The organism is Gottschalkia purinilytica, from assembly GCF_001190785.1.
Classification (GTDB): domain Bacteria; phylum Bacillota; class Clostridia; order Tissierellales; family Gottschalkiaceae; genus Gottschalkia_A; species Gottschalkia_A purinilytica.
Genome location: NZ_LGSS01000004.1, coordinates 19,149 through 41,399, shown reverse-complemented (window position 1 = coordinate 41,399; position 22,251 = coordinate 19,149). Strand labels below are relative to the sequence as shown.

Here is a 22,251-nt window from a genome sequence, read left to right as displayed (position 1 = left end):
ATGAAATCAATTGAAGCACAGAAATTAAAATTAGGATATGATCATTCCATTATTATAGATGAAGTTAGTTTCGAAATACCTGAAAATAAAATAAGTATATTTATTGGTTCCAATGGATGTGGTAAGTCTACAATGCTAAGATCATTTGCTAGGTTACTTAAGCCAATAGATGGTTCTATTATTTTAAATGGTGAAGATATAGCTTCAATTCCCACTAAAACAATTGCTAAAAATCTAGCCATACTACCTCAAAGTCCTATGGCTCCAGGTAGTCTTACAGTTAGAGAATTGGTAGAAATGGGAAGACATCCATATCAAAGTTGGAAGAATAAACACACAGATGAAGACAAGGAAATGGTAAACAAAGCTTTAAAATCTACTCAGACTTTAGAATTATCAGATATGAATGTGGACTCTTTATCTGGTGGACAAAGACAGAGAGTATGGATTGCTATGGTATTGGCACAGGGAACAGATATTATACTTCTAGATGAACCAACTACTTACTTGGATATGACGCATCAAATAGAAGTTCTTGATTTATTATATAGACTCAATAGGGATGAGAAAAAAACTATAGTTATGGTTTTGCATGATCTCAATTTAAGTTGTAGATATGCAGATCATATTATTGCTATAAAGAATAAAGGGGTTTATAAAAAGGGCAAACCTGATGATGTAATTACAAAAGAGACTGTAAAAGACGTTTTTAATATGGATTGTATGATTATAAAAGATCCAATATATAATACTCCAATGTGTGTTCCTTATAGTAAAGCTTTTAATTAATTTAATATTTTTAGTAATAAAAAATATAAAAAACTGATACTAAAAGAAAAAATCCTCCTATTATAGAGCATGAATTATATTAGGGGGACTTTTTAATTTTTGTATGTTTTCATGAATCTTTGAATGATAGAAATATCTGTTACTCATACTTCCTTTTCTCTATCTGAAAATTCATATATTGCTTCAAGATAAATTTTCATTGTAAATTTAAGTTTTTCGACTTATATATTCGATTTTATCATTGAGATAAAAAGTATCTTTGTTTTTAAAGAGAGGAATTATTTGGTATATTCTCTATACTCATTATGATATAATCTTGAAATAGTATAACTAATTTTTAGCAGGTACAAAGTTTACTTATGTGTGATGGTTTTGTTTCAGAAAAGATGTTAGGACTTATAAACTATGTTCAACAATAACCGTAATGAATTAAATTATAGACAATTATAGTTAATTTTTAAAATTTCCAGGACATAAGAGAACTGTAATTATTCTATTGGGACAATCTATATTAGATGTATTTAGAGGTGGTGCTATGAATATTAAAAACTAAAAAGATAAAAATTATATTTTTATTATTATCTATATTAATACTTCTTTCAGGAATATTTCTAATAAGAAGAATAATACTTGATAAATACAATTTAATGTTTCGTCCATGGGTTGGATTAGCTGTAGCTTTGATTGGAGTAATAGGGGTATGTGCTATTCTAATATTATTAGCTATTGTTTTACAACAATCATATAAAGAATACAAAGAAGTGAGTTCTAAGAAGAAGTATGTCAAATATATTTTTTCACTAAGTCCCTTATTATGCGTTATTATAAGTATATATGTATTTTTTATATCACTTTATATTTTAGTATCTAGTTATGATCCAGAACATCTTATTATTAAAGATAATAAAAAGATGATTGCAGTTGTAAATAGTTTTTTTAGTGTAAATGTGTATTATCACTCCTATCATAATTTATTTGTTATGGGTAAGCCAGTTTTGACAGAAGAATATTATGGAGAAGGAGGATATGATCCATTTGATACAGAGTATGGACATGACCCACAAAAAACAATTTATTTTGATGAAAAAGGTAATAGAATAAAAGTAGAAGATAATCAAAATAATCGAGATGATCAAGATGATCAGTATGAATCAAATGATTATGATAAAATAAAACGTGAAACTTTTAAAGAAGAGTTAACTAGTTTAGAGGGACTTGATGTAAAGTTTAAAAGCTTTCCAACTAAAGAAATAGGTTATGCATTTATAGCTAGTGATTATGCTATGCACAGTGAAGAAATCACTGTCTATAAGACAAAAGATTCATCAAAAACATGGAATAAAGTTAGCATATTGCCTAAATCGTGGATTATACACTCCGTTGGATTCATAAATCCTGATATTGGTTTTGTCAGTTATGGGGGAATAGATGATAGAGGTTGTTTATATAGAACAGATGATGGAGGAAAATCATGGAGTCCTGTTCAAGTTGAGAAATATGGAGTAAAAATAGAAAGCGAAGTACTTAAGAAAAAGTCTAATATATATCCTTTTACTCAGGCAGAATCTCCTTATATTAGAAATGGAAAATGGTATCTTCAAGTCAAACAACCTCATTGGGAACTCGATCATAAAGAAGGAGAAGGATATGCATTATATACCTCGGATGACTTAGGTTTAACATGGAAATTTCTAAAAGAAGTTGATACTGAATAAGGATGAGTAATCATATAGAAAATACTTTATACTTAATTCAATAAAATTCAATGAATAGAGAGTAATTTACCTAAAGATAGAGATTACTCTTTTTTATTGTTTAATAAATTAATAAGCTATATAAAAATCCTAAAAAGAAATTGACATAATAAATATAATGTGATATATAAAAAATAAGGACTAGCACTCAATGATGTAGAGTGCTAATAAAAAATGAACTATAAAATACAAGTCTAGTTTTAATATTTTAAAAGGGGAGATTTAATTGGAAACAAAACAATTTAAAGCAGAATCTAAAAGATTATTAGACCTAATGATCAATTCAATCTATACTCATAAGGAAATTTTCTTAAGAGAACTTATTTCTAATGCTAGTGATGCAATTGATAAAATGTATTATAAAGCTCTAACAGATGATAGTCTTAGTTTTGATAAAGATAAGTATTACATAAAGGTAGTTTCAGATAAAGAAAATCGATTACTAAAGATTTCTGATACTGGAATAGGTATGACGAAAGAAGAACTTGAAGATAGTCTCGGAACTATTGCTAAAAGTGGATCATTAGCTTTTAAAAAAGAAACTGAGTTAAAAGATGGTTATGATATTATTGGACAGTTTGGTGTCGGATTTTACTCAGCTTTTATGGTAGCTGAAACTGTTACAGTTATTAGTAAGGCTTTAGGTAGCAATGAAGCCTATAAATGGGAGTCACAAGGGGCTGATGGATATACTATAGAGCCATGTGAAAAAGACTCAGTTGGTACTGAGATTATATTGAAGATAAAAGAGAATACAGAAGATGAAAAATATGATGAGTATTTAGAAGAATACACATTAAGAAACATTATAAAAAAATATTCTGATTTTATCAGATATCCAATAAAGATGGACTTAACTAAGAGTAAGCTTAAAGAAGATAGTGATAGTGAATACGAAGAGTATATAGAGGAAGAGACCATAAATAATATGGTTCCAATATGGAAGAAAAATAAAAGTGAGCTTACTTCAGAAGATTATGAAAGATTCTATTTTGAAAAACATTATGGATTTGATAAACCAGTTAAACATATTCATATAAAAGCAGAAGGTCTTGTAAGATATAACGCAATTTTATTTATTCCAGAAAAAATTCCATTTGATTATTATACAAGAGAATATGAAAAAGGTTTAGAGTTATATTCTAACGGTGTACTTATAATGGATAAATGTTCAGAGCTATTACCAGACTATTTTAGTTTTGTTAAAGGAATGGTGGATTCTGAAGATCTATCTCTTAATATATCTAGAGAAATGCTACAGCATGATAGACAACTTAAACTGATTGCGAAAAACATTACAAATAAAATAAAAAATGAGTTGTTAGATCTCCTTAAGAATGAAAGAGAAAAATATGAAGAGTTTTATAAATCTTTCGGCAGACAATTAAAATATGGCGTTTATAATGACTTTGGAAGTAATAAAGATACATTAAAAGATTTGTTAATGTTCTACTCGTCTAAAGAGAAAAAACTAGTAACTTTAGATGAATATATTTCAAGAATGCCTGAAGAGCAAAAATATATTTACTATGCATCTGGAGAATCAAATGAAAGAATTGATAAGCTTCCACAAACAGAATTAGTTGCAGAAAAAGGATATGAAATATTGTATTTTACTGATGATATAGATGAATTTACAATTAAGGTATTAATGTCATATAAAGATAAAGAATTTAAATCTGTATCAAGTAGTGATTTAGGAATTGAAATGGAAGAGAACGAAAATGATAATTCCTCTAATGAAAAAGATAGTAAAGAACTTTTTGAATATATGAAAAATATATTATCAGATAAAGTAAAAGATGTAAGAGCATCAAAAAGATTGAAGCACCATCCTGTATGTTTTTCAAATGATGGTGAGATTTCAATAGAAATGGAAAAAGTACTAAGCACAATGTCTAATGATGAGAATATTAAAGCTGATAAGATATTGGAAATTAATATTAATCATGATGTATTTAAATCATTAAAAGATGCTTACGAAAAGGATAAAGAAAAATTAAATCTTTATACAAATTTATTATATAATCAAGCACTTCTTATTGAAGGATTACCAGTTAATGATCCTGTAGAATTTACAAATAGTATCTGTAAAATAATGAAATAGTGTGACTTCTATATATGCTGGCTGAGATGTTAAAAATTCTTAAGCCAGCGTATTTTTTCACAAACTCTTAGATGTTTTGACAAACATTAAACAGATGAATTAAATGATCATAAAATGTAAAGCAGATAATAATGATTGATAAAAAAATCACATCCATTAAGATGTGATTTTAATTATAATTTATAATTAGATATATATCAATCTAGAAAGATTCAATTAGTACATCCATTATTCCACCGCAGACCATACCTTCTTCTTCTGCTACATCTCCTGTCATGTCAACATGTTGAATGACATATCCTTTATCTAATATAACATCTCGTGCTGTAGTTATTACGCTTGCCTCACTACAACCTCCACCGATACTTCCAATTGTCCTACCATCACCCCAAACAATCATTTTAGCGCCTGCTTTTCTAGGGACAGAACCTTTTGCAGAGATTATAGTAACAAGTGCTTTAGGCTCTTCTATTCCTTTAGCCATTTCATCTATTACGATACTATCAAATTCTGGCCAATTAAATTTCTTTCTATCAGCTTTACTATCTAAACTACTTCTACCTGTTCTTCTAAAACTAACAACCTGAGCTATTATAGAAAGAGCTATTTCTTCTGGAGTAATTGCGCCTATATCTAATCCTATAGGAGCATTAAGTTTATTAAGTTGTTCTTCTGTATAACCTTCATTCAGTAATTCATTTTTCATACCTTTTACTCGTCGTTTTGATCCTATCATACCAATGTATGCTGGATTGCAATCTAATGATTTACGTAAACAAATACCGTCATGCCTATGACCTCTTGTTACAATTACAACAAAGTCAGATCTACTTATATTAATTAAATTAAATGAGTTTTCAAAGCTTTCACATATAACTTTATCTGCATCAGGAAAACGATTGGAATTTGCAAACGAAGGTCTGTCATCTACAACGGTAACAGAAAATCCCAATTTAGTTCCAAACTCAACTAAAGGCTTAGCAATGTGACCACCGCCTAAGACAATTAGACGTGGATCAGGAAAATAAGGTTCAACTAAAACTAATTTTTCATCTTGAGTATTAATAAGTTGAACATTACCTGTTTCTAAAGAGTAAGGTATTTTTTGATTAAGACTTTCATCTTTACTAATGGAAGAAAAGTCATATTCTAAATTGTCTCCAGTTAAAATAAGTTTATCTGAAATAGAGCCACTTTTTTCGTCGACAGGATCCATAATGGTTAATAAGACTGAATCTTTACTGAGATTTAATTTATTTGATAGGTTCTTATAAATATCCTCAAACAACTTTAGACACCATCCAATTCATTTTAAATTTTATTATTAATAAATTATAAAATAGTCACAATTTACAGGAAATACTACAAAGATTATTTTATACAAAAGGGTTGAAAAGAAGACATTAAATGTAAGGAAGATACACCTAAAATATATTTTTATTCTATCACGTTTGTCAGAACGTGTCTATTAATATTATATAGTGGATAACTAGATGTAACAGTAGTTATGCTTATAATATAAGCTGTAAGCTTTAAAATATATACAATATAATTTTAATGACTTAAAATGAAATTCAAGTATGTTTTAAATAGCTTTGTTATATATTTATTAATACTATTATATCTAAAAGGAGTTGAATATATTATAGAAAATTATAAGTAACAAGTATTTTTATTAGTGTTATTTTTAGCGATATCATAGCAGAGAAAAGAATCTTTTCTCTGCATTTTTATATTATATGGAATATATTGTTGACAAAAATGAAGTATGAAATATAATTATATTAACAATGTTAATATAATTAACTATGTTAATAACATAAAGAGGTGAGTTTATGAAAACTCTAATTATATTTAGTTCTAAGTATGGATCTACTAAAAAATGTGCAGAGCTTATTATGAAAGACTTAAAAGGCAAAGTTAATATGATAAATTTAAAAAATCAGAAGTGTAAAAATGTAGATAATTATGATACTGTGCTAATTTGTGGTGCTATTTATGCAGGTAAACTGCATAGTGAAGTAAGAAAGTTTGTCGAAGACAATAAAGAATGTTTGCTTGAAAAAAATTTAGGACTGTTTATTTGCTGCAAAGAAGAAAAAGAAAAGGCACTTGAATATATGAAATATAATATTCCAGACCTGATTATTCAAAAAGCATTTATAAAAGAACATCTAGGACATGAAATTAATCTAGAAAAAATGAACTTTTTAGAAAAGTTTCTTTTAAAAAGCATATTTAAGATAAAAGAAAGTTATTCTAAAGTTGATTATGATGCAATAAAGAGAATAACAAATAAAATAAATGAAATGGGTGTTACTAATGGATAGAAAGGAAATACAAAAACAGAGAATGATGAAATATTTTATAGATGCTACAAAGGAGATCATTAAGGAGGAAGGAATAAAAGGAATTACAGCTAGAAAAATTGGCGAAAAAGCGGGATATTCATATGCAACTATATATAACTACTTTAATGATTTAAATATGCTACTTGCCTATTGTGTTTTTGATTTTCTTGAAGATTGTTATAAATATATATTAAGTTTTAAAAATGATTCAGAAGATTGTAGGGAACAGATTGTAATATATGGTGTAGCATATTTTAAATATTTTGCTGAAAATCCCGATATGTTTCAGCTTATATTTCTAGAAGAATTTGGAGAAGCACCTAAAGAAATTATAAAAAATGATATGAAGCCTTCAGTTGGTTTACTTCTTCATGAAACAATAGTTGAATGTGCTAAAGAAGGCTATATAGCAGAAGAGAATATTAAATTGTTAGAAGATCTAATAGCATCATCCATTCATGGAAAGCTTTTATTTTTCTTAAAAGGAAGAAATATAGAAAAGCTAGATTATATGATTGATTCTATTAAAGATGAGATAGAATTTCTTATTAAAGTGGGACAGACAAGAAATAACTAGAAAGAAACTTAGAAGAACATTAATTATAGTATTAGCCTTAATAATTGAAATGGATGTGACTACTTATTTAAATATATAAAGAAGTAGAAGATATACGAGTTAATAGTATATATTTGAATGGCGTAAGTTATGAAGTATCTATGAGAGATTATAGTTTAAAAGATATGAGATTTAGCCAAATGGACTATATAAAAGGGGCGATAATTTTGGATTGGGTGATACTTGATGGATCTGAAAGTAAGAATGATAGTATAAGTAATATAAAAAATATTTTGACAAGAATGATAAAACAAAGAGGGGATAGTTATTATTATTTTAATCTTAATGATATGAATATATTACCATGTAGGTCTTGTGGAGCTTGTGCTTACCATACACCAGGAAAATGTATTGTAGATGATAACATGCCTGATATAATCAGAGCGATAGCTTCAAGTAGTTGTATAGTACTTCTTACACCTATTGTTTTTGGCGGATATTCCTTTCAACTAAAAAAGGCAGTTGATAAGTTTTCGTTGATGGCTGTACCATTATTTATTGTGAAGGAAGGACATCTACTGCATCCTACACGTTACGGTTATAAATCAATAATAAGTATTGGAACTACAGAAAAGAACATTAAAGGAGAGACTGAAAACTTTAGATTGTTGTTAGAAAGAAACGCATTAAATATGCAGTGTCCTTACCATAAAGCATTAATATTTAATAAGTCAGAGGAAAATCAAGAGATTGAATATGAAATATTGAATATGCTAAAGGAGGTACCGAAATGTTAGACAGGAAAAAGCTTATTCTTTTAAATGGTAGTCCTCGAAAAAATAAAACTTCTTATAGCTTTGCACGTACAATTAAAAATCTAGCTGAAGATATAGGATGTGTCGTTGAGATTTTTCATGTAATTGATTATTTTGATGGTAAGTATACATTGGATGAATTAAAAGCAAGTATTTTAACAAGTGATGTTATAGGCTTAGTAGCGCCTTTATATGTAGATACACTTCCGTATCCTAACATTTGGCTTTTTGATAAATTGTATCAAGAATTAGAAAATGAACAACAGGGAAAAGACTTTTTTATGATAGGGCAGTGTGGTTTTCCAGATATAACTCTTTGTCAACCTATGATTGAATCCTGCAGGTATTTTGCTGAAACTGTTGGTATGAATTGGCTAGGAGGCTTAAGTTATGGAGGAGGTTCAATAATAGATGGAGAACTTCTAGAGAATCTAGGGAGGAAGGGAAAGAAGATTACTTCAGCTTTTAAACTTGCCTTAGAGGATATTTTTCAAGGGAAAAAAATATCTTCTAAACCACAGGAATTGCTAACGTTAAGAATTCCAAAAATTATTTATCGTCCTTTAGCAGCTTTTTTAAATTATAAGATAAAACAAACTGCAAGAAAGCATGGTGTTACAGATATTTTTAAGAAAGTTTATCTTGAATAAATATACGCTAAATTCTGAAATATTTCAATCAATGACAAAATAAATTATAAATGGACAATTATATCTATATTTAATTGTTAAAATATTATATAATAGTTACAAAATGTATTTATACTAATAATCTTAGGAGGAGTCTAACATGGAGGAAATGTATAAATTCGATATAAAAAAAGGAGAAATTCATTTATTTAGGAAAGCAAGATTTGTTGATGATGATTGTGGAAAGTTAAGTAAGACATTTACAGGAAAACTTAAAACTCATAACTTTTTTTCCATGAATTATACATTAGAAGATATATCAGGATTTTTTTCTGAGGGAGAAAAATACAAGGTTACAAAATCAGATGGTGAAGAGGGAATTATGACAAAGTGTTACCGCAGTGAATATTATAAATATGAAAAATGTGAATAAAAGTTATAATTAAGATTTAACAATACATGTTATAGTTAAAATTTTTGCACAAGACGAAGGTAAATAACTCATATTAAAAGGGCTGGAGTTTAAGTTCAACCCCTTTTTTAATATCAGATATTATAATTATTAGTAAAAATAAGAAATACAAGTGAATTGTATAAAAATAATAAATATTTCATTACTTGATAAGCAAAAACACTTATGTTATAATTTGCTTATTATTATTGAAAGGAGAATTGCGTGTGGGAACTTTTTTTATAAGAATTCGTTTTTTAATTGTTGAATAAAAACAATAAAATATGTTGTAAGGTATATTGTGCCTAGAATTTTAGGTGTATTTTATTGTACCTTATTTCAGGGGATTCTTGTAAAGAACATTCATACGTTTATATTATATATTTTAATTTTGAATCGTGTTCTCTGACCACGATATTTTTATGTCTATTTTTAGGGTTTGTAGATATAAGTTAATTTTAAAAGGCTATAGATGAATAGTTTGTTCATCTATAGCCTTTTTTTGATTTTACTTCCTTACATTAATTAAAAAGTTTTTAAATTCGTGTAAAGATAAAGAAGTAGCCAAGAAAACAAATAATACTTGATTAAGTAAAATAAACATTACAAGAATTTATTTATAAGAGTTATATTATATGATTGTCTATATACAAGAATCCTCATTAAATTATTATTTAAATTTTATAAATAGTGGAGGATTCTAAAATGGTTAATAAAAATAAAAAGTTAAGAAATAACAAAAAATTATGGCATTCACAAAATTTTCTTCATAGCACTAAGTTAGTATCTGATTTATTGCAAAAAAGTAGTATAAATAAAGATGATACTGTAATTGAAATTGGTCCAGGTAAAGGTATTATAACTAAACAACTTGCAAAACAATGCAAGAAAGTATATGCAATAGAATATGATTTTTGTTTGTATGAGAAGCTTAAACATTTATTTGGTGATACAAAAAACGTTGAAATTATATATGGAGATTTTTTAAAAACAGATATACCGAGTAATGATAAATATAAAGTTTTTTCAAGTATTCCATATAATATTACAGCAGAAATTTTATCAAGACTAACATCAGTATCTAATATTCCTGAGGATTCATATATTATTCTTCAAGAAGAAGCAGCAAGAAAATATGCTGGAGATCCATATAATAAGGAAAGTATGCGATCTTTACTTCTTAAACCATACTTTGATTTGAAAATTATTTATAGACTTAAAAATACTGACTTTACTCCTGTTCCAAAAGTTAATAGTGTTATGCTTCATATTGAGAAAAGAAGTAATGCTTTAGTTGAGATTCAGGAAACTGACTTATACAAAGACTTTATATCATATATTTTCAAAATGAAAGGGAGAAATCTAAGAGAAAGACTTAAATACATTTTTTCCAATGAACAACTTAAACGTCTTTCAAAAAATATAGAATTTAAAATTACAGATAGTCCAACTGATTTAAATTTTAAACAGTGGCTTAAAGTATTTCAGTATTTTATTATTGGTGTGTCGTCTGAAAAACAAAAACTAGTTTATGGGTGTTACTCTAAGTTTCTTAATGAACAAAAGAAAATAAATAAGATCCATCGAAATCGTAAGAGTTACAATAAATTATAATAACTTTGATTTTATAAAAAGTTTAAATTAGTTAGTTGACTTTTACCTTAGGGAAAAGATTATACTTAAAATATCAAATCAAATGCGCAGGTGATATTGATGTTTTCAATAGGTATATTTTCAAAAATTAATAGAATTACTACAAAAACATTGAGATACTACGATGAAATAGGTTTGCTAAAGCCAGAACATGTTGATGATTTTACAGGATATAGATATTATACTTCACAACAATTACCCAAACTTCATAAAATTATCACATTAAAACAAATGGGACTATCTTTGGATGAAATAAAAGAAGTGATAAATAATCCTATTACAATCGAAGTGTTCTTAAAACTAAAAGAACAAGATATCTTAAAAAATATTATAGCCGAAAAAGCAAAGCTTTTACAGATTCGTAGTTATCTAAGTAGTATGAAAGGAGAAAAGTATTCTATGTATAATGCGATTATCAAAGAATTACCTAAGGTAATAGTAGCTTCTATGAGACAAGTAATACCAAGTTACCATGCACTATATGAACTATGTCCAAATGTTATGGCAAAAGAGATGGAGAGAGTTGGATGTATATGTGATACTCCAAATTATTGCTTTAATATTTATCACGATGGTGAATACAAGGAGAAAGACATAGATGTAGAAATATGTGAAGCTATAACAGAACTAAAAGAAAACACAGATATACTAAAATTTAAAACAATTGAAGCCGTTCCTACTGCTGTATGTGTATTGCATAAAGGTTCTTACGCAACTATCGGATCTGCATATTCATTTGCTTTTAAATGGATCGAGGATAATGAGTATGAGGTCATTGATAACCCTAGAGAATCATATATTGACGGTATATGGAATAAAGATAAGGAAGAGGACTGGCTAACTGAAGTCCAAGTGCCTGTAAAAAGAAAAGATAAGTAAATTTAAGTTTTTAATAAGTTATCTATGTAAGTAATGGATTTCATTTTGAGACATAAATTTAATAAATAACATTAAAAAATCACTTATGAATTAGAATAAAATTCATAAGTGATTTTTCTTGATATTACTAGTAATTTCATTGATATAGACTAATTTTAATGAACATAATAGAGTTATTTTATATATTCAGTGACTAAATCAGTAAAAAGAATACCTTCTAAATGGTCTATTTCATGGCAAAAGCATTTTGCTAAATCTCCTTTACCTGTTAGTATAATCTCCTCACCATTTTCATTTAATGCTTGTACTGTTACTTTTGCTGGCCTTATTAATTTTCCCCATGTATTAGGAATACTCAAACATCCTTCTATAACTTTCTGTTTTCCTTCTTCTTTAATTATCTTTGGATTAACTAATTTTATAAGTCCTTGTCCCATGTCTATTACAACTAATCGTTTTAATACGCCTATTTGTGGGGCAGCTAATCCTCCACCATTTTCTGTATTGTACATAGTGTCTGCCATATCATTTAGTAGTTGTCTTACTTTATCATCTACTACTTCAACTTCTTTGCTTTTTTTCCTTAATATTTCGTCATCAAAAAGTCTAATTTGTCTAAATGCCATTTAAACGACACCTCTACTTTGCTGTGATCTTGATTTTTTTTCGCTTTCTTCAAAAAGAAAAACTTCTTCTATGGAACAGTGAAATATCTTAGAAATATCATAAGCCAACCATATAGAAGGTTCAAATTTTTCTGTTTCAATAGCGTTAATTGCTTGTCTTGATACTCCTATAAGTTCTCCCAATTGTTCTTGAGTTAATCCATAACGTTCACGAAGTTCCTTTAATCTATTTTTCATTAATACCACCTCTGTAATGTTAACCTTACATGTGAATATATCATCACTCTGTTTTGATGTCAAGTAGACATTACATATTGTTTTTATAAAAGTAGTACTAATTTTAATGAATATACTATAAGAACTTTAAAAGTAAAAATTTCAAAGATAGATATATGAAAGATCTAAGAATATATTGTATATATATTCAAAATAACTAAAAAGAAAACTATAATATTTACAGATTATAAACTTGAAATATGGGTATGAATTGTTAATATAGTAAGAAGATATCTAATATAATAATTGTTTAATTATACATGAAAAGTGAAAAATACTATTGACACTTAACAGACATATGTTATAATTTGATATAAATAAATAACAATAAAATACAAATCTCTTATCGAGAGTGGTGGAGGGACTGGCCCTGTGAAACCCAGCAACCTGTATCTATTTAGATACGTGGTGCTAAATCCTGCGATATTTGTCGGAAGATGAGGTGAAATACATTTGATAATAAAACTCTTTCATCTTGAAAGAGTTTTTTATTTTACTATTATTTATAAATTATCGATAAAGGCTAAAGATTAACTATTAAAAAAGGGGAGAAACAAATGCTTCAGGAATACTTAAAAGAAAACATTTTAATTACAGATGGAGCTATGGGAACATATTATTCTGAAATAACAGGAGATAAAGTATCCTTCTGCGAGTTTGCAAATATAAATAAGCCGCAAGTGATAAGAGACATTCATGTAGACTACATTAAATCAGGGGCTAAATTAATTAGAACTAATACCTTTTCTGCTAACACAATATCTTTAGGAGTAACTAGAGAAAAGGTGAAAGAAATAATAGAAAAAGGATATACAATAGCTAAGAAAGCTACAGAAGGAACAGATGTATTTATAGGTGCTAGTATAGGTCCTATTCATGAATCTAGATTTAAAAAAGAAGATGATATAGATATTTTAGACGAATATAAATTCATTATAGATACATTTATGGAGTTAGGAGAAAATATATTTGTTTTTGAAACTTTTGGTACGATAGATTATCTAAAAGAGATATCTGAATATATAAAAAGTAAAAATAGTGATGCTTTTATATTAACTCAATTTGCAGTTACACTAGATGGATTTACTAGAAAAGGTATTAGTATCAAAAGTATAATAGATGAATTAAAATTAATAAAAAGCATAGATGCTTATGGATTTAATTGTGGATCAGGACCTACTCACTTATATAGATTGTTAAAGAATATGGATATTTTTAGTGATACAATTTCGGCATTACCTAATGCTGGTTATCCAGAAATCATAAATGAAAGAATGGTTTATGTAAATAACCCTGAATATTTTGGAGATATTGTAGTAGATATTAGTAAACTAGGAGCTAAAATAATAGGTGGTTGTTGTGGTACAACACCAAATCACATAAAAAGTTTAGTGGAAAGATTAAAAATAAAAACAACTGATGAAAATATACATGTTGAAACAAAAAGAACAAAATTAATATCTGAAAATAAAAAAGAAAATAATTTTGTTGATAAAATAGAAAAACAAGATTTTATAATAGCAGTTGAATTAGATCCACCATTTGATACATCTATAGAAAGAATGATTGAAAATGCTAGAACATGCAAAGAACATGGAGTAGATATTGTGACAATAGCAGATTCTCCTAGAGCAATAGCAAGGGTAGATTCTATTATGATTGCTGCAAAAATTAAAAGAGAAGTTGGTATAGATGTAATGCCACATGTGTGTTGTAGAGATAAGAATTTAAATGCGTTAAAATCAGGGTTATTAGCAGCTCACATTGAAGATATTAGAAATATGTTGGTGATCACAGGTGATCCTATTTTGGATATAGATAAAATCTCAACTAAAAGTGTATTTAACCTAAATTCATATAGGCTAATAGAACTTATATCTGAAATGAATAAAGAAATATTTAAATCAGATAAGATTAACATAAGTGGAGCTGTAAATTTAAACGTTCCAAATAAAGAGGCAGAGATAAATAGAATGTTAAAGAAAGTAGATAAAGGAGCCAATACATTTTTTACACAGCCAATTTTTTCGGATGAGACAGTTGAATTTTTAGCAAAGACAAGAGAAAAGTATAAAGTGAAGATACTCGGTGGTATTATGCCAATAGTTACTTATAAAAATGCTCAGTTTTTAAATAACGAGGTTCCAGGAATTCATATACCTGAAGAATATGTCAATAGATTTCATAAAAATATGACAAGAGAAGAAGGAGAAAAAGTTGGTATTGAGATAGCAATAGAAATAGCTAATAAAATAAAACAACATGTTGATGGTTTATATTTTATAACTCCTTTTGATAGAATTGAAATGATAGTGGAAATATTAAATCGAATAAATTATAAATAGTAAATATGTTACTATAGATGATAAAAATAAGATATCAAATTAATAAAACTTCAAACTAACTATTAATATAGATATATTATAATGATTCTAAAGACTTATATATTAATATAAATAGAATACCGAAAGAAAAAATAGCTAGATGTTCTAGAACATCTAGCTATTTTTTTATGATTTTAAATGTTATTTGATTCATTATATTTAATTAAAATAACTTAATATATGAAATTATTTTAAGAATCATTAAAAAATAGATAATTCTATAAATAGTTTTTTCACAAAATTGACTTTAAAGATCAAATATGACTTTATGATGTCATATTTGATTGATATACTATTTTTGGGTGAGAATAATGAAAATAAATAGATTGTTTGAGATAGTTATGACTTTATTAAATAAAAGAACCATAACAGCTAAAGAGCTTGCAGAAAAATTTGAAGTATCTACAAGGACTATATATAGAGATATAGATATATTATCTAGTGCTGGAATACCTATCTATACTAATAAAGGAAATGGTGGAGGAATATCCTTACTAGATAATTATTCTCTTAATAATACACTTATAAATGATCAGGAAAGTGAAAGTCTAATACTAGCCTTAAAAACTTTACAAGCAACGAACTATCCAGAAATTAATATCGTACTTGATAAGATAGGAGCGTTATTTAAAAACATAAATATAGATGATTGGGTATATATTGATTTTTCTCATTGGGGAAGCAGTCCTAACGAAAATAATAAATTTATAGATATTAAAAACTCCATAATTGGAAAAAGAGTAATTTATTTTGAATATATAAATTCTGAAGGCATTAAAAGTCAACGTTATATAGAACCTATGAGACTTATTTTCAAAGGCCAGGCATGGTACTTATGGGGTTATTGTAGAAAGCGTCAAGGTTTTTGTACTTTTAGAATATCCAGGATTAAAAACTTACTTATAACAGAAGAAACTTTTGAACGTAGAAAAACAGAAGAAGTTCACAAAGGACAATATGTAGATAAGCCAAAGTCTCTTGTAACCTTAAAACTGCATTTTCAGCCAGAAGTTTTAAATCGTGTATTTGATTATTATGATGAGGAGTATATAAGTAAGAATACTGATGGTACTTGCATTGTAACAGTGACATTGCCAGAAGATGAATGGGTTTATGGCTATATTATGTCATTTGGAAATTCTGTAGAGGTTATTGAACCAGAACATATAAGAGAAATTGTTATAGATAGAATGAGAAAAGCTATAGAAGTTTATGAAAAATAGTTTCTAAATATGACATACTGTTGTCAAGTTTGTTCTGATAAGATTGTGGCAACAACTAAAAATATAAACTTAAGATAAGACTAAAATATATGAAATATAATTAAGAGACTAAGGGGTATAACATATATTATCAATTAGGAGGTAAATCAAAATGAATAAAAAATTAGACTATAAGAAGGAATACAAAGATTTATATCAACCTAAATCTAAACCATCTATAGTCAATGTTCCAGAAATGAATTTTATTATGGTATCTGGAAAAGGCGATCCAAATAGTGAGGTTTTTCAACAGGCTGTAGAACTTCTTTATGGACTTAGCTTTACTATAAAAATGAGTAAGATGAAAGGGAATCAACCAGAAGGATATTTTGAATATGTAATGCCTCCTCTTGAAGGATTATGGTGGATAGAGGATGGAGAATTTAGTTTTAGAGAAAGAGATAATTGGGTTTGGGCTATAATGATAAGACAACCTGAATTTGTTACAGATAGTGTTTTTCAATGGGCTTGTAATGAATATAAGAGAAAAAAGGGAGTTATAGATTTATCAAAAGTATCATTTGAGACTTATAATGAAGGATTATGTGTACAAGCCATGCATAGAGGATCATATAAAAATGAGCCTGAGACAGTTGAAAAAATGAAAGCGTTTATGGTAGAAAATAACTTAGAAGAAAGACTTATGGATGGAGGCAAACATCATGAGATTTACTTGTCAGATCCAAGAAAGACTTTGCCTGAAAAATTAAGAACGATTATAAGACATCCTGTAAAAGAAAAGATAGGTGAGGAGTAATACGATGAACTTTATTACATTAACAACAGAAAATATAGATAAAGAACATATATGCTGTGCAATATCTGATAGAAAATGCAAAAATGGATATGAATCAAAAAAAAGTTGGCTAAAAGAAGAAATTGAAAAAGGATATGTATTTACTAAATTAAATGAAAGAGCGAAGGTATTTATAGAATATTGTCCATCAGAAATAGCATATCTTCCAGTAGATGCAGTAAATTATATGGTAATAAACTGTTTTTGGGTATCAGGAAGATATTCTAAAAAAGGTTATGGCAAAGAATTATTAAATAGATGTATAACTGATTCAAAATCCAAAGGTAAGAATGGAATAATTGTACTTAGTAGTAATAAGAAAAGACCATATTTGAGTGATAAGAATTTTTTTATTAAAAATGGATTTTTAGTAGCTGATACAGCCGAACCTTATTTTGAATTATTGTATTTAAGATTTAATGATGATACGGATATACCTAAATTTCTGCCTAATGTTAAAAATGGAATATGTGATGATAATGGAGGATTTAAAGTATACTACTCTGATACTTGTCCTTTTAATGATTACTATATTAATACTGTTCAAAGTCAAATTGCACTAGAAAAAGGATTTACATATGAAACTATTAAGCTAGATAGTAGAGAGAAGGCTATAGATAGTCCTTGTGCATGTACAAATTATTCACTTTTTTATAGAGGAAAGTTTATAACACATGAACTTAATCCTAAAAAGTTTCAGAAAATAATAGATGAGTTGTAAAGATATTTCTAAATGCTATATAGTATATTAAAAAAATGATATATGTTTTTTAATCAAGTCTGCTATAATTAATAGCGGACTTTTTTATTTTATATAGAGGAAATATTTATTTTATAAAGTATATATAAAATAAAAAACTACATAAAACGATTGAAAGTAGATATATGTTCTATTATTTACCAATATAGTAAAAATAATGACAATATATTTACAAAATTTTATACAAAATAATGACATAATATGTTATTATTTACAAGGAGGTGTACATCTTGAGATTAAATGACATACTAAGTTGGATTAATATAAATATTCGCAAAGCTTTTAATATCAAAAATACATTACTAATATTAGGTATAACAATGATTTGTACTTTAGTATATTCGTATAATAAATTATTATTTCACTTTTTATCTGAGAGTTATACAGTTTTGATTGGATTTCTTATGCTAGTTGTAGCTACAAATGTTTCTGAGGCTTCAGAAAATGGATTTTTTTCTTTTTTAGCAATAGGCTTTGGATATGTAGGAGCTATTAATTTATTGCATGTAATAAACTATGAAGGTATAAACATAATCTCTAAAAGTTCGTTGAACATATCTATTCAGCTAGGTGCTATATCAACTTATATCCAAGCTATTTCTATGGCAATTGCATTTAAGTTTATTAATAAAAAAGTTGATTGTAGGAAAATCACTTATATATACATGACTGCAATAACAGTTATAACGTTAGTAACATATACGTTGGATATATCTCCAGCCTTTTATTTAGAAGGATATGGTCAAACTGTTCTTAATCATTGGATTAATATCTTTTCTTGTTTAATATTTATTTTCCCAACGTATTTACTTTATAAACATAAAAATGAATTAGATTTTGAAAAGGATAATTACACAGTTATTCTTTCCATGATTTTTACGGTACTGTCTAGAGTATTCCTAATCTTTTATATTGATCCAAATGGTATCATAGCATTTTTGGCTCATGTATGTAGGGTTTTATCTTTTTACTTTTTATATAAATCAATTATGAAGTTAGTATTAAGAGAGCCATATAATATACTTTTTAAAGGATTAAACGATAGAACGTGTAAGTTGGAAGAAATAAATAAGGAATTAAATATTAAAAATAATCAGTTAGAAACCACAAGAGATAGACTCGAAAAAAGTAAAGAAAGATACAAACAGCTGGTTAAATCCTTACCAGATTCAATACTTATTAGATGTGGAGAAGAAATAGTTTTTGTAAATAATGCTACAGTAAATTTACTTAATGCAAAGAACAGAAGTGAAATAATCGGAAATAGCATGTTTAGTATAATACATGATAAGTATATTGATGAGTTTAAAGAAAACTTTATTACAGTTGAAAATAAAAAACAGCGTTTTCTTAATTTAGAACTTATGACATTAGATGGTAATCGATTGGATACTGAAATTTGCGAAATAGAAACTGTATTTGAAAATAAATTATGTAACTTAATGGTTATAAGAAATATGTCAGAGAGAAAGAAATTTTATGAATTAAAGGCTGAATTAGATCAAAAAATAGAAAGTGAAAAAATTAGAACTGAATTTTTTGCTAATTTATCTCATGAACTAAGAACTCCGATAAATGTAATATATAGTGCATTACAGCTAGAGGATATATATATTAAAAAGAATGATATTAGTGGAATTGAAAAATATAATGAAATAGTAAAACAAAATTGTTATAGACTTCTTAGAATGTGTAACAATCTAATAGATATTACAAAAATAGATACTGGACTTTTTAAGCCATGTATGAAACACCATAATATAGTTTACATAGTTGAGAGTATAGTATCTTCTGTTTCATTTTATGTTAAAAGTAAAAATATAGATATAGTATTTGATACTAGTGTTGAAGAAAGTTATGTTTTATGCGATCCAAATCTTATAGAAAGAATTATCCTAAATTTACTATCTAATGCAGTTAAATATGGAAAAGAAAATGGAAATATATCGGTAGATATCTATGATAGAGATAATGAAGTTATATTGAATGTAAAAGATGATGGCATTGGCATTCCAGACGATGAACAAGATACGATCTTTGAAAGATTTTCTCAAGTAGATAAGTCTTTAAGAAGAAAGTGTGAAGGAAGTGGGCTTGGTTTATCACTTGTAAAATCGTTAGTAGAGCTTCAGAACGGAAATATATCATTAAAAAGTAAAATTGGTGAAGGAAGCGAATTCATGATTACTTTTCCAAAAACTGATTATTACGATGAAGTATGTGCTACCACAGATGAGTTAGTTGAAGAAAATAAAATTATTGAAAGTGTTAATATCGAATTTTCAGATATATATTTATATTAAAAGACTGTAAGAAGTTTTGCTAAACTCATAAAACTTCTTACAGTCTTTTAGTTATTTTCGTTTTAAACTCTTAACATTATATAAATAGTATTTTTCTTCTCGAATCATATGATCTGGTATGAGAGGCTTTAAAGTGCCTAATAACTTACATTCTTCTCTTAACATTCGAATTTTATCGAGGAAACATATAAAATTATTAATTTCTATTTCAACTTCTTTGTTAAGCCATTCTAAAGAACCATTTTTAAGACATGTTCTTTCTAGCATTTGACCTAATTCTCTTGCTTTAATAAATAAATTATTAAAAGTCTTTTCAAATTTTTCAGCTTCTTTTATCATAATTGTTTCAGTAGGATCCAACTCTGCTGCTATTGATGAAGCATGACCTGCTGCATCAGGAAGCCATATTTTGTGAAGTAAAATATTTTCTTCTACAGAATTCATGGATTTACCTAGCTTCATTATGTTAAGCTCTCTATAAAATTCCATAGCTTCATTTATCATATGATTAACAAATGTAGGAGGTAATCCAAGTTCAATATTACATTGGAGAAGCTCTCTTGTAGCAAGTCTTTTAAAGTTTATAAAATCTGAAAGAAGGGAAATTACTTTGTTAACTAAAGCTTTAGTTGCTATAGAATCACATTTATTTCTTAGCATTTTTGCTTCTTTTCTTATATTAATAAATGCTGTCTTATAAAAATGTGCTGCGTTGATAAATTCTGTTTCCCTAGAAGATAGTGAAGTTAAAAAAAATTCTGCATGATCTCTCATGATACCAGACCAAAAATAAATTCTAGTAGATGGACTAAGCATTATGAAAACCTCCAAAATTAAATAGTATTAAGGTCTTGAATATTAAATCTAACTTGCCATTAAGATATTTGATAAAAATCAAGCACAATATATTGTATGAGTATAAAAAACAACAAGTTACAAATTGTATAGAGATACATAAATTTATTAAGTAAAAAAGGATTAATCTAAATTAAGTGTAATAATATAAAATAATAAACAAAATGAAGCTTAATTCTTATGATAATTTTTTAGGGAGTGATATTGTGATATTTTACTTCACAGGTACAGGTAATTCTCTACACATAGCAAAAGAAATTGGTAAGTATAATGAGGAAAATATTAGTTCAATTGCGTCAATAATGAATAGTGGAAAAGGAACATATGAACATATTTTAAAAGAAAGTGAATCTATCGGATTTGTATTTCCTGTTTATGCTTGGGGTCCTCCTAAGATTGTGCTGGATTTTATAGATATTTTAAAACTTGAAAACTATAATGATAATTATATATTTGCGGTAGCAACTTGTGGTGATAACACAGGAAATACACTTAAATTATTAGAAAAACAATTAAAGAATAGAAAACTTAATTTGGATAGTGGATTTTCTATAAGGATGCCTAATAATTATCTTTTGATGTTTGATGTTGACGATAAAACATCGGAACATAATAAACTTAAAGATGCAGAAAAATTACTAGAAGACATAAACAAAGTAATTGAAGAAAGGAAAAAGAACGTCTTTATTGATATTAATAAATTTTCAGATGGTTTTTATAGTAAATTAATATATCCGTTATTTAATAAGTTTGCCTTAAATAACACTAAAAAGTTTCATGTTAATGATAAATGTACAACTTGTGGATTATGTGAGAGTATATGTGTTGTTAATAGTATTAAAGTCAATGGGAAACCTACATGGAATGATAAATGTGTTCAATGTATGGGATGCATCAATTGGTGTCCTGTTAATGCAATTCAATATGGAAAGAGTACAGAAAAAAAGGGAAGATATACAAATCCAAACGTTAAAATAACTGAAATGAAGTTAAGATAAGTATTAT

20 protein-coding genes and 1 riboswitch are annotated in these 22,251 nt (G+C 27.1%); of the genes, 16 read left to right on the top strand and 4 right to left on the bottom strand.

The window, feature by feature from the left end:
* The 3 genes from CLPU_RS05075 to htpG all read left to right on the top strand — a co-directional run bounded on the left by CLPU_RS05075 (position 1) and on the right by htpG (position 4,650).
* Positions 1 to 789 carry an ABC transporter ATP-binding protein gene (locus CLPU_RS05075; protein ID WP_050354571.1) on the top strand — a complete coding sequence of 263 codons (789 nt, stop codon included), beginning with the start codon at positions 1 to 3 and terminating at the stop codon, positions 787 to 789.
* A 647-nt stretch (positions 790 to 1,436) separates the two neighbouring features.
* Positions 1,437 to 2,504 (top strand): beta propeller repeat protein, encoded by a 1,068-nt coding sequence (locus CLPU_RS05070; RefSeq protein ID WP_050354570.1) that lies wholly within the window; start codon positions 1,437 to 1,439, stop codon positions 2,502 to 2,504.
* A 265-nt stretch (positions 2,505 to 2,769) separates the two neighbouring features.
* Positions 2,770 to 4,650, top strand: a complete 1,881-nt coding sequence (gene htpG, locus CLPU_RS05065; protein ID WP_050354569.1) for a molecular chaperone HtpG — start codon at positions 2,770 to 2,772, stop codon at positions 4,648 to 4,650.
* A 202-nt stretch (positions 4,651 to 4,852) separates the two neighbouring features.
* Here the strand turns inward: htpG and CLPU_RS05060 are convergent, their stop codons facing one another.
* Entirely contained in the window at positions 4,853 to 5,938 is a 1,086-nt protein-coding gene (locus CLPU_RS05060; RefSeq protein WP_050354568.1) for an XdhC family protein, read from the bottom strand.
* A 547-nt stretch (positions 5,939 to 6,485) separates the two neighbouring features.
* Here CLPU_RS05060 and CLPU_RS05055 point away from each other — a divergent pair.
* From CLPU_RS05055 to CLPU_RS05025, 7 genes are all read left to right on the top strand, one after another.
* Positions 6,486 to 6,980 carry a flavodoxin domain-containing protein gene (locus CLPU_RS05055; RefSeq protein WP_050354567.1) on the top strand — a complete coding sequence of 165 codons (495 nt, stop codon included), beginning with the start codon at positions 6,486 to 6,488 and terminating at the stop codon, positions 6,978 to 6,980.
* Positions 6,973 to 7,578, top strand: a complete 606-nt coding sequence (locus CLPU_RS05050) for a TetR/AcrR family transcriptional regulator (protein ID WP_050354566.1) — start codon at positions 6,973 to 6,975, stop codon at positions 7,576 to 7,578. Before CLPU_RS05055 ends, CLPU_RS05050 begins: the two co-directional genes overlap by 8 nt.
* Positions 7,579 to 7,793: 215 nt before the next feature.
* Positions 7,794 to 8,354: a flavodoxin family protein gene (locus CLPU_RS05045; protein WP_235436118.1), complete on the top strand. Its 561-nt coding sequence runs from the start codon at positions 7,794 to 7,796 to the stop codon at positions 8,352 to 8,354.
* Positions 8,348 to 9,022 (top strand): NAD(P)H-dependent oxidoreductase, encoded by a 675-nt coding sequence (locus CLPU_RS05040; RefSeq protein ID WP_050354564.1) that lies wholly within the window; start codon positions 8,348 to 8,350, stop codon positions 9,020 to 9,022. The genes CLPU_RS05045 and CLPU_RS05040 overlap by 7 nt, the downstream gene beginning before the upstream one ends.
* 139 nt (positions 9,023 to 9,161) lie before the next feature.
* Complete coding sequence (locus CLPU_RS05035; RefSeq protein ID WP_050354563.1) at positions 9,162 to 9,434, top strand: hypothetical protein; 273 nt, start codon at positions 9,162 to 9,164, stop codon at positions 9,432 to 9,434.
* 723 nt (positions 9,435 to 10,157) lie between these two features.
* Positions 10,158 to 11,066 carry a 23S ribosomal RNA methyltransferase Erm gene (erm, locus tag CLPU_RS05030; protein WP_050354562.1) on the top strand — a complete coding sequence of 303 codons (909 nt, stop codon included), beginning with the start codon at positions 10,158 to 10,160 and terminating at the stop codon, positions 11,064 to 11,066.
* Positions 11,067 to 11,165: 99 nt separating this feature from the next.
* A complete protein-coding gene (locus tag CLPU_RS05025) occupies positions 11,166 to 11,984 on the top strand; it encodes a MerR family transcriptional regulator (protein WP_050354561.1) in 819 nt (272 codons plus the stop codon).
* A gap of 173 nt (positions 11,985 to 12,157) precedes the next feature.
* On the opposite strand, the gene def is transcribed toward CLPU_RS05025, so the two are convergent.
* Positions 12,158 to 12,610 (bottom strand): peptide deformylase, encoded by a 453-nt coding sequence (gene def / locus CLPU_RS05020; protein WP_050354560.1) that lies wholly within the window; start codon positions 12,608 to 12,610, stop codon positions 12,158 to 12,160.
* A complete protein-coding gene (locus CLPU_RS05015; RefSeq protein ID WP_050354559.1) occupies positions 12,611 to 12,847 on the bottom strand; it encodes a helix-turn-helix transcriptional regulator in 237 nt (78 codons plus the stop codon).
* Positions 12,848 to 13,226: 379 nt separating this feature from the next.
* Positions 13,227 to 13,330, top strand: a riboswitch (SAM riboswitch).
* A gap of 113 nt (positions 13,331 to 13,443) precedes the next feature.
* Here CLPU_RS05015 and CLPU_RS05010 point away from each other — a divergent pair.
* The 5 genes from CLPU_RS05010 (at position 13,444) to CLPU_RS04990 (ending at position 20,391) form a co-directional block, all read left to right on the top strand.
* Positions 13,444 to 15,231 (top strand): bifunctional homocysteine S-methyltransferase/methylenetetrahydrofolate reductase, encoded by a 1,788-nt coding sequence (locus CLPU_RS05010; protein ID WP_050354558.1) that lies wholly within the window; start codon positions 13,444 to 13,446, stop codon positions 15,229 to 15,231.
* 350 nt (positions 15,232 to 15,581) lie between these two features.
* A complete protein-coding gene (locus CLPU_RS05005; protein WP_050354557.1) occupies positions 15,582 to 16,493 on the top strand; it encodes a helix-turn-helix transcriptional regulator in 912 nt (303 codons plus the stop codon).
* A 151-nt stretch (positions 16,494 to 16,644) separates the two neighbouring features.
* Positions 16,645 to 17,289: a GyrI-like domain-containing protein gene (locus tag CLPU_RS05000; protein ID WP_050354556.1), complete on the top strand. Its 645-nt coding sequence runs from the start codon at positions 16,645 to 16,647 to the stop codon at positions 17,287 to 17,289.
* Positions 17,290 to 17,293: 4 nt separating this feature from the next.
* Positions 17,294 to 18,049, top strand: a complete 756-nt coding sequence (locus CLPU_RS04995) for an N-acetyltransferase (protein WP_050354555.1) — start codon at positions 17,294 to 17,296, stop codon at positions 18,047 to 18,049.
* Between the two features lie 269 nt (positions 18,050 to 18,318).
* On the top strand, positions 18,319 to 20,391 hold the full coding sequence (locus CLPU_RS04990; protein ID WP_050354554.1) for a sensor histidine kinase: 2,073 nt from the start codon (positions 18,319 to 18,321) through the stop codon (positions 20,389 to 20,391).
* Between the two features lie 51 nt (positions 20,392 to 20,442).
* Here CLPU_RS04990 and CLPU_RS04985 read toward each other — a convergent pair whose 3' ends face one another.
* Complete coding sequence (locus tag CLPU_RS04985) at positions 20,443 to 21,207, bottom strand: DUF2935 domain-containing protein (protein WP_050354553.1); 765 nt, start codon at positions 21,205 to 21,207, stop codon at positions 20,443 to 20,445.
* Between the two features lie 245 nt (positions 21,208 to 21,452).
* On the opposite strand from CLPU_RS04985, the gene CLPU_RS04980 reads away from it, so the two are divergent.
* Entirely contained in the window at positions 21,453 to 22,244 is a 792-nt protein-coding gene (locus tag CLPU_RS04980; protein ID WP_050354552.1) for an EFR1 family ferrodoxin, read from the top strand.
* Positions 22,245 to 22,251: the final 7 nt, after the last annotated feature.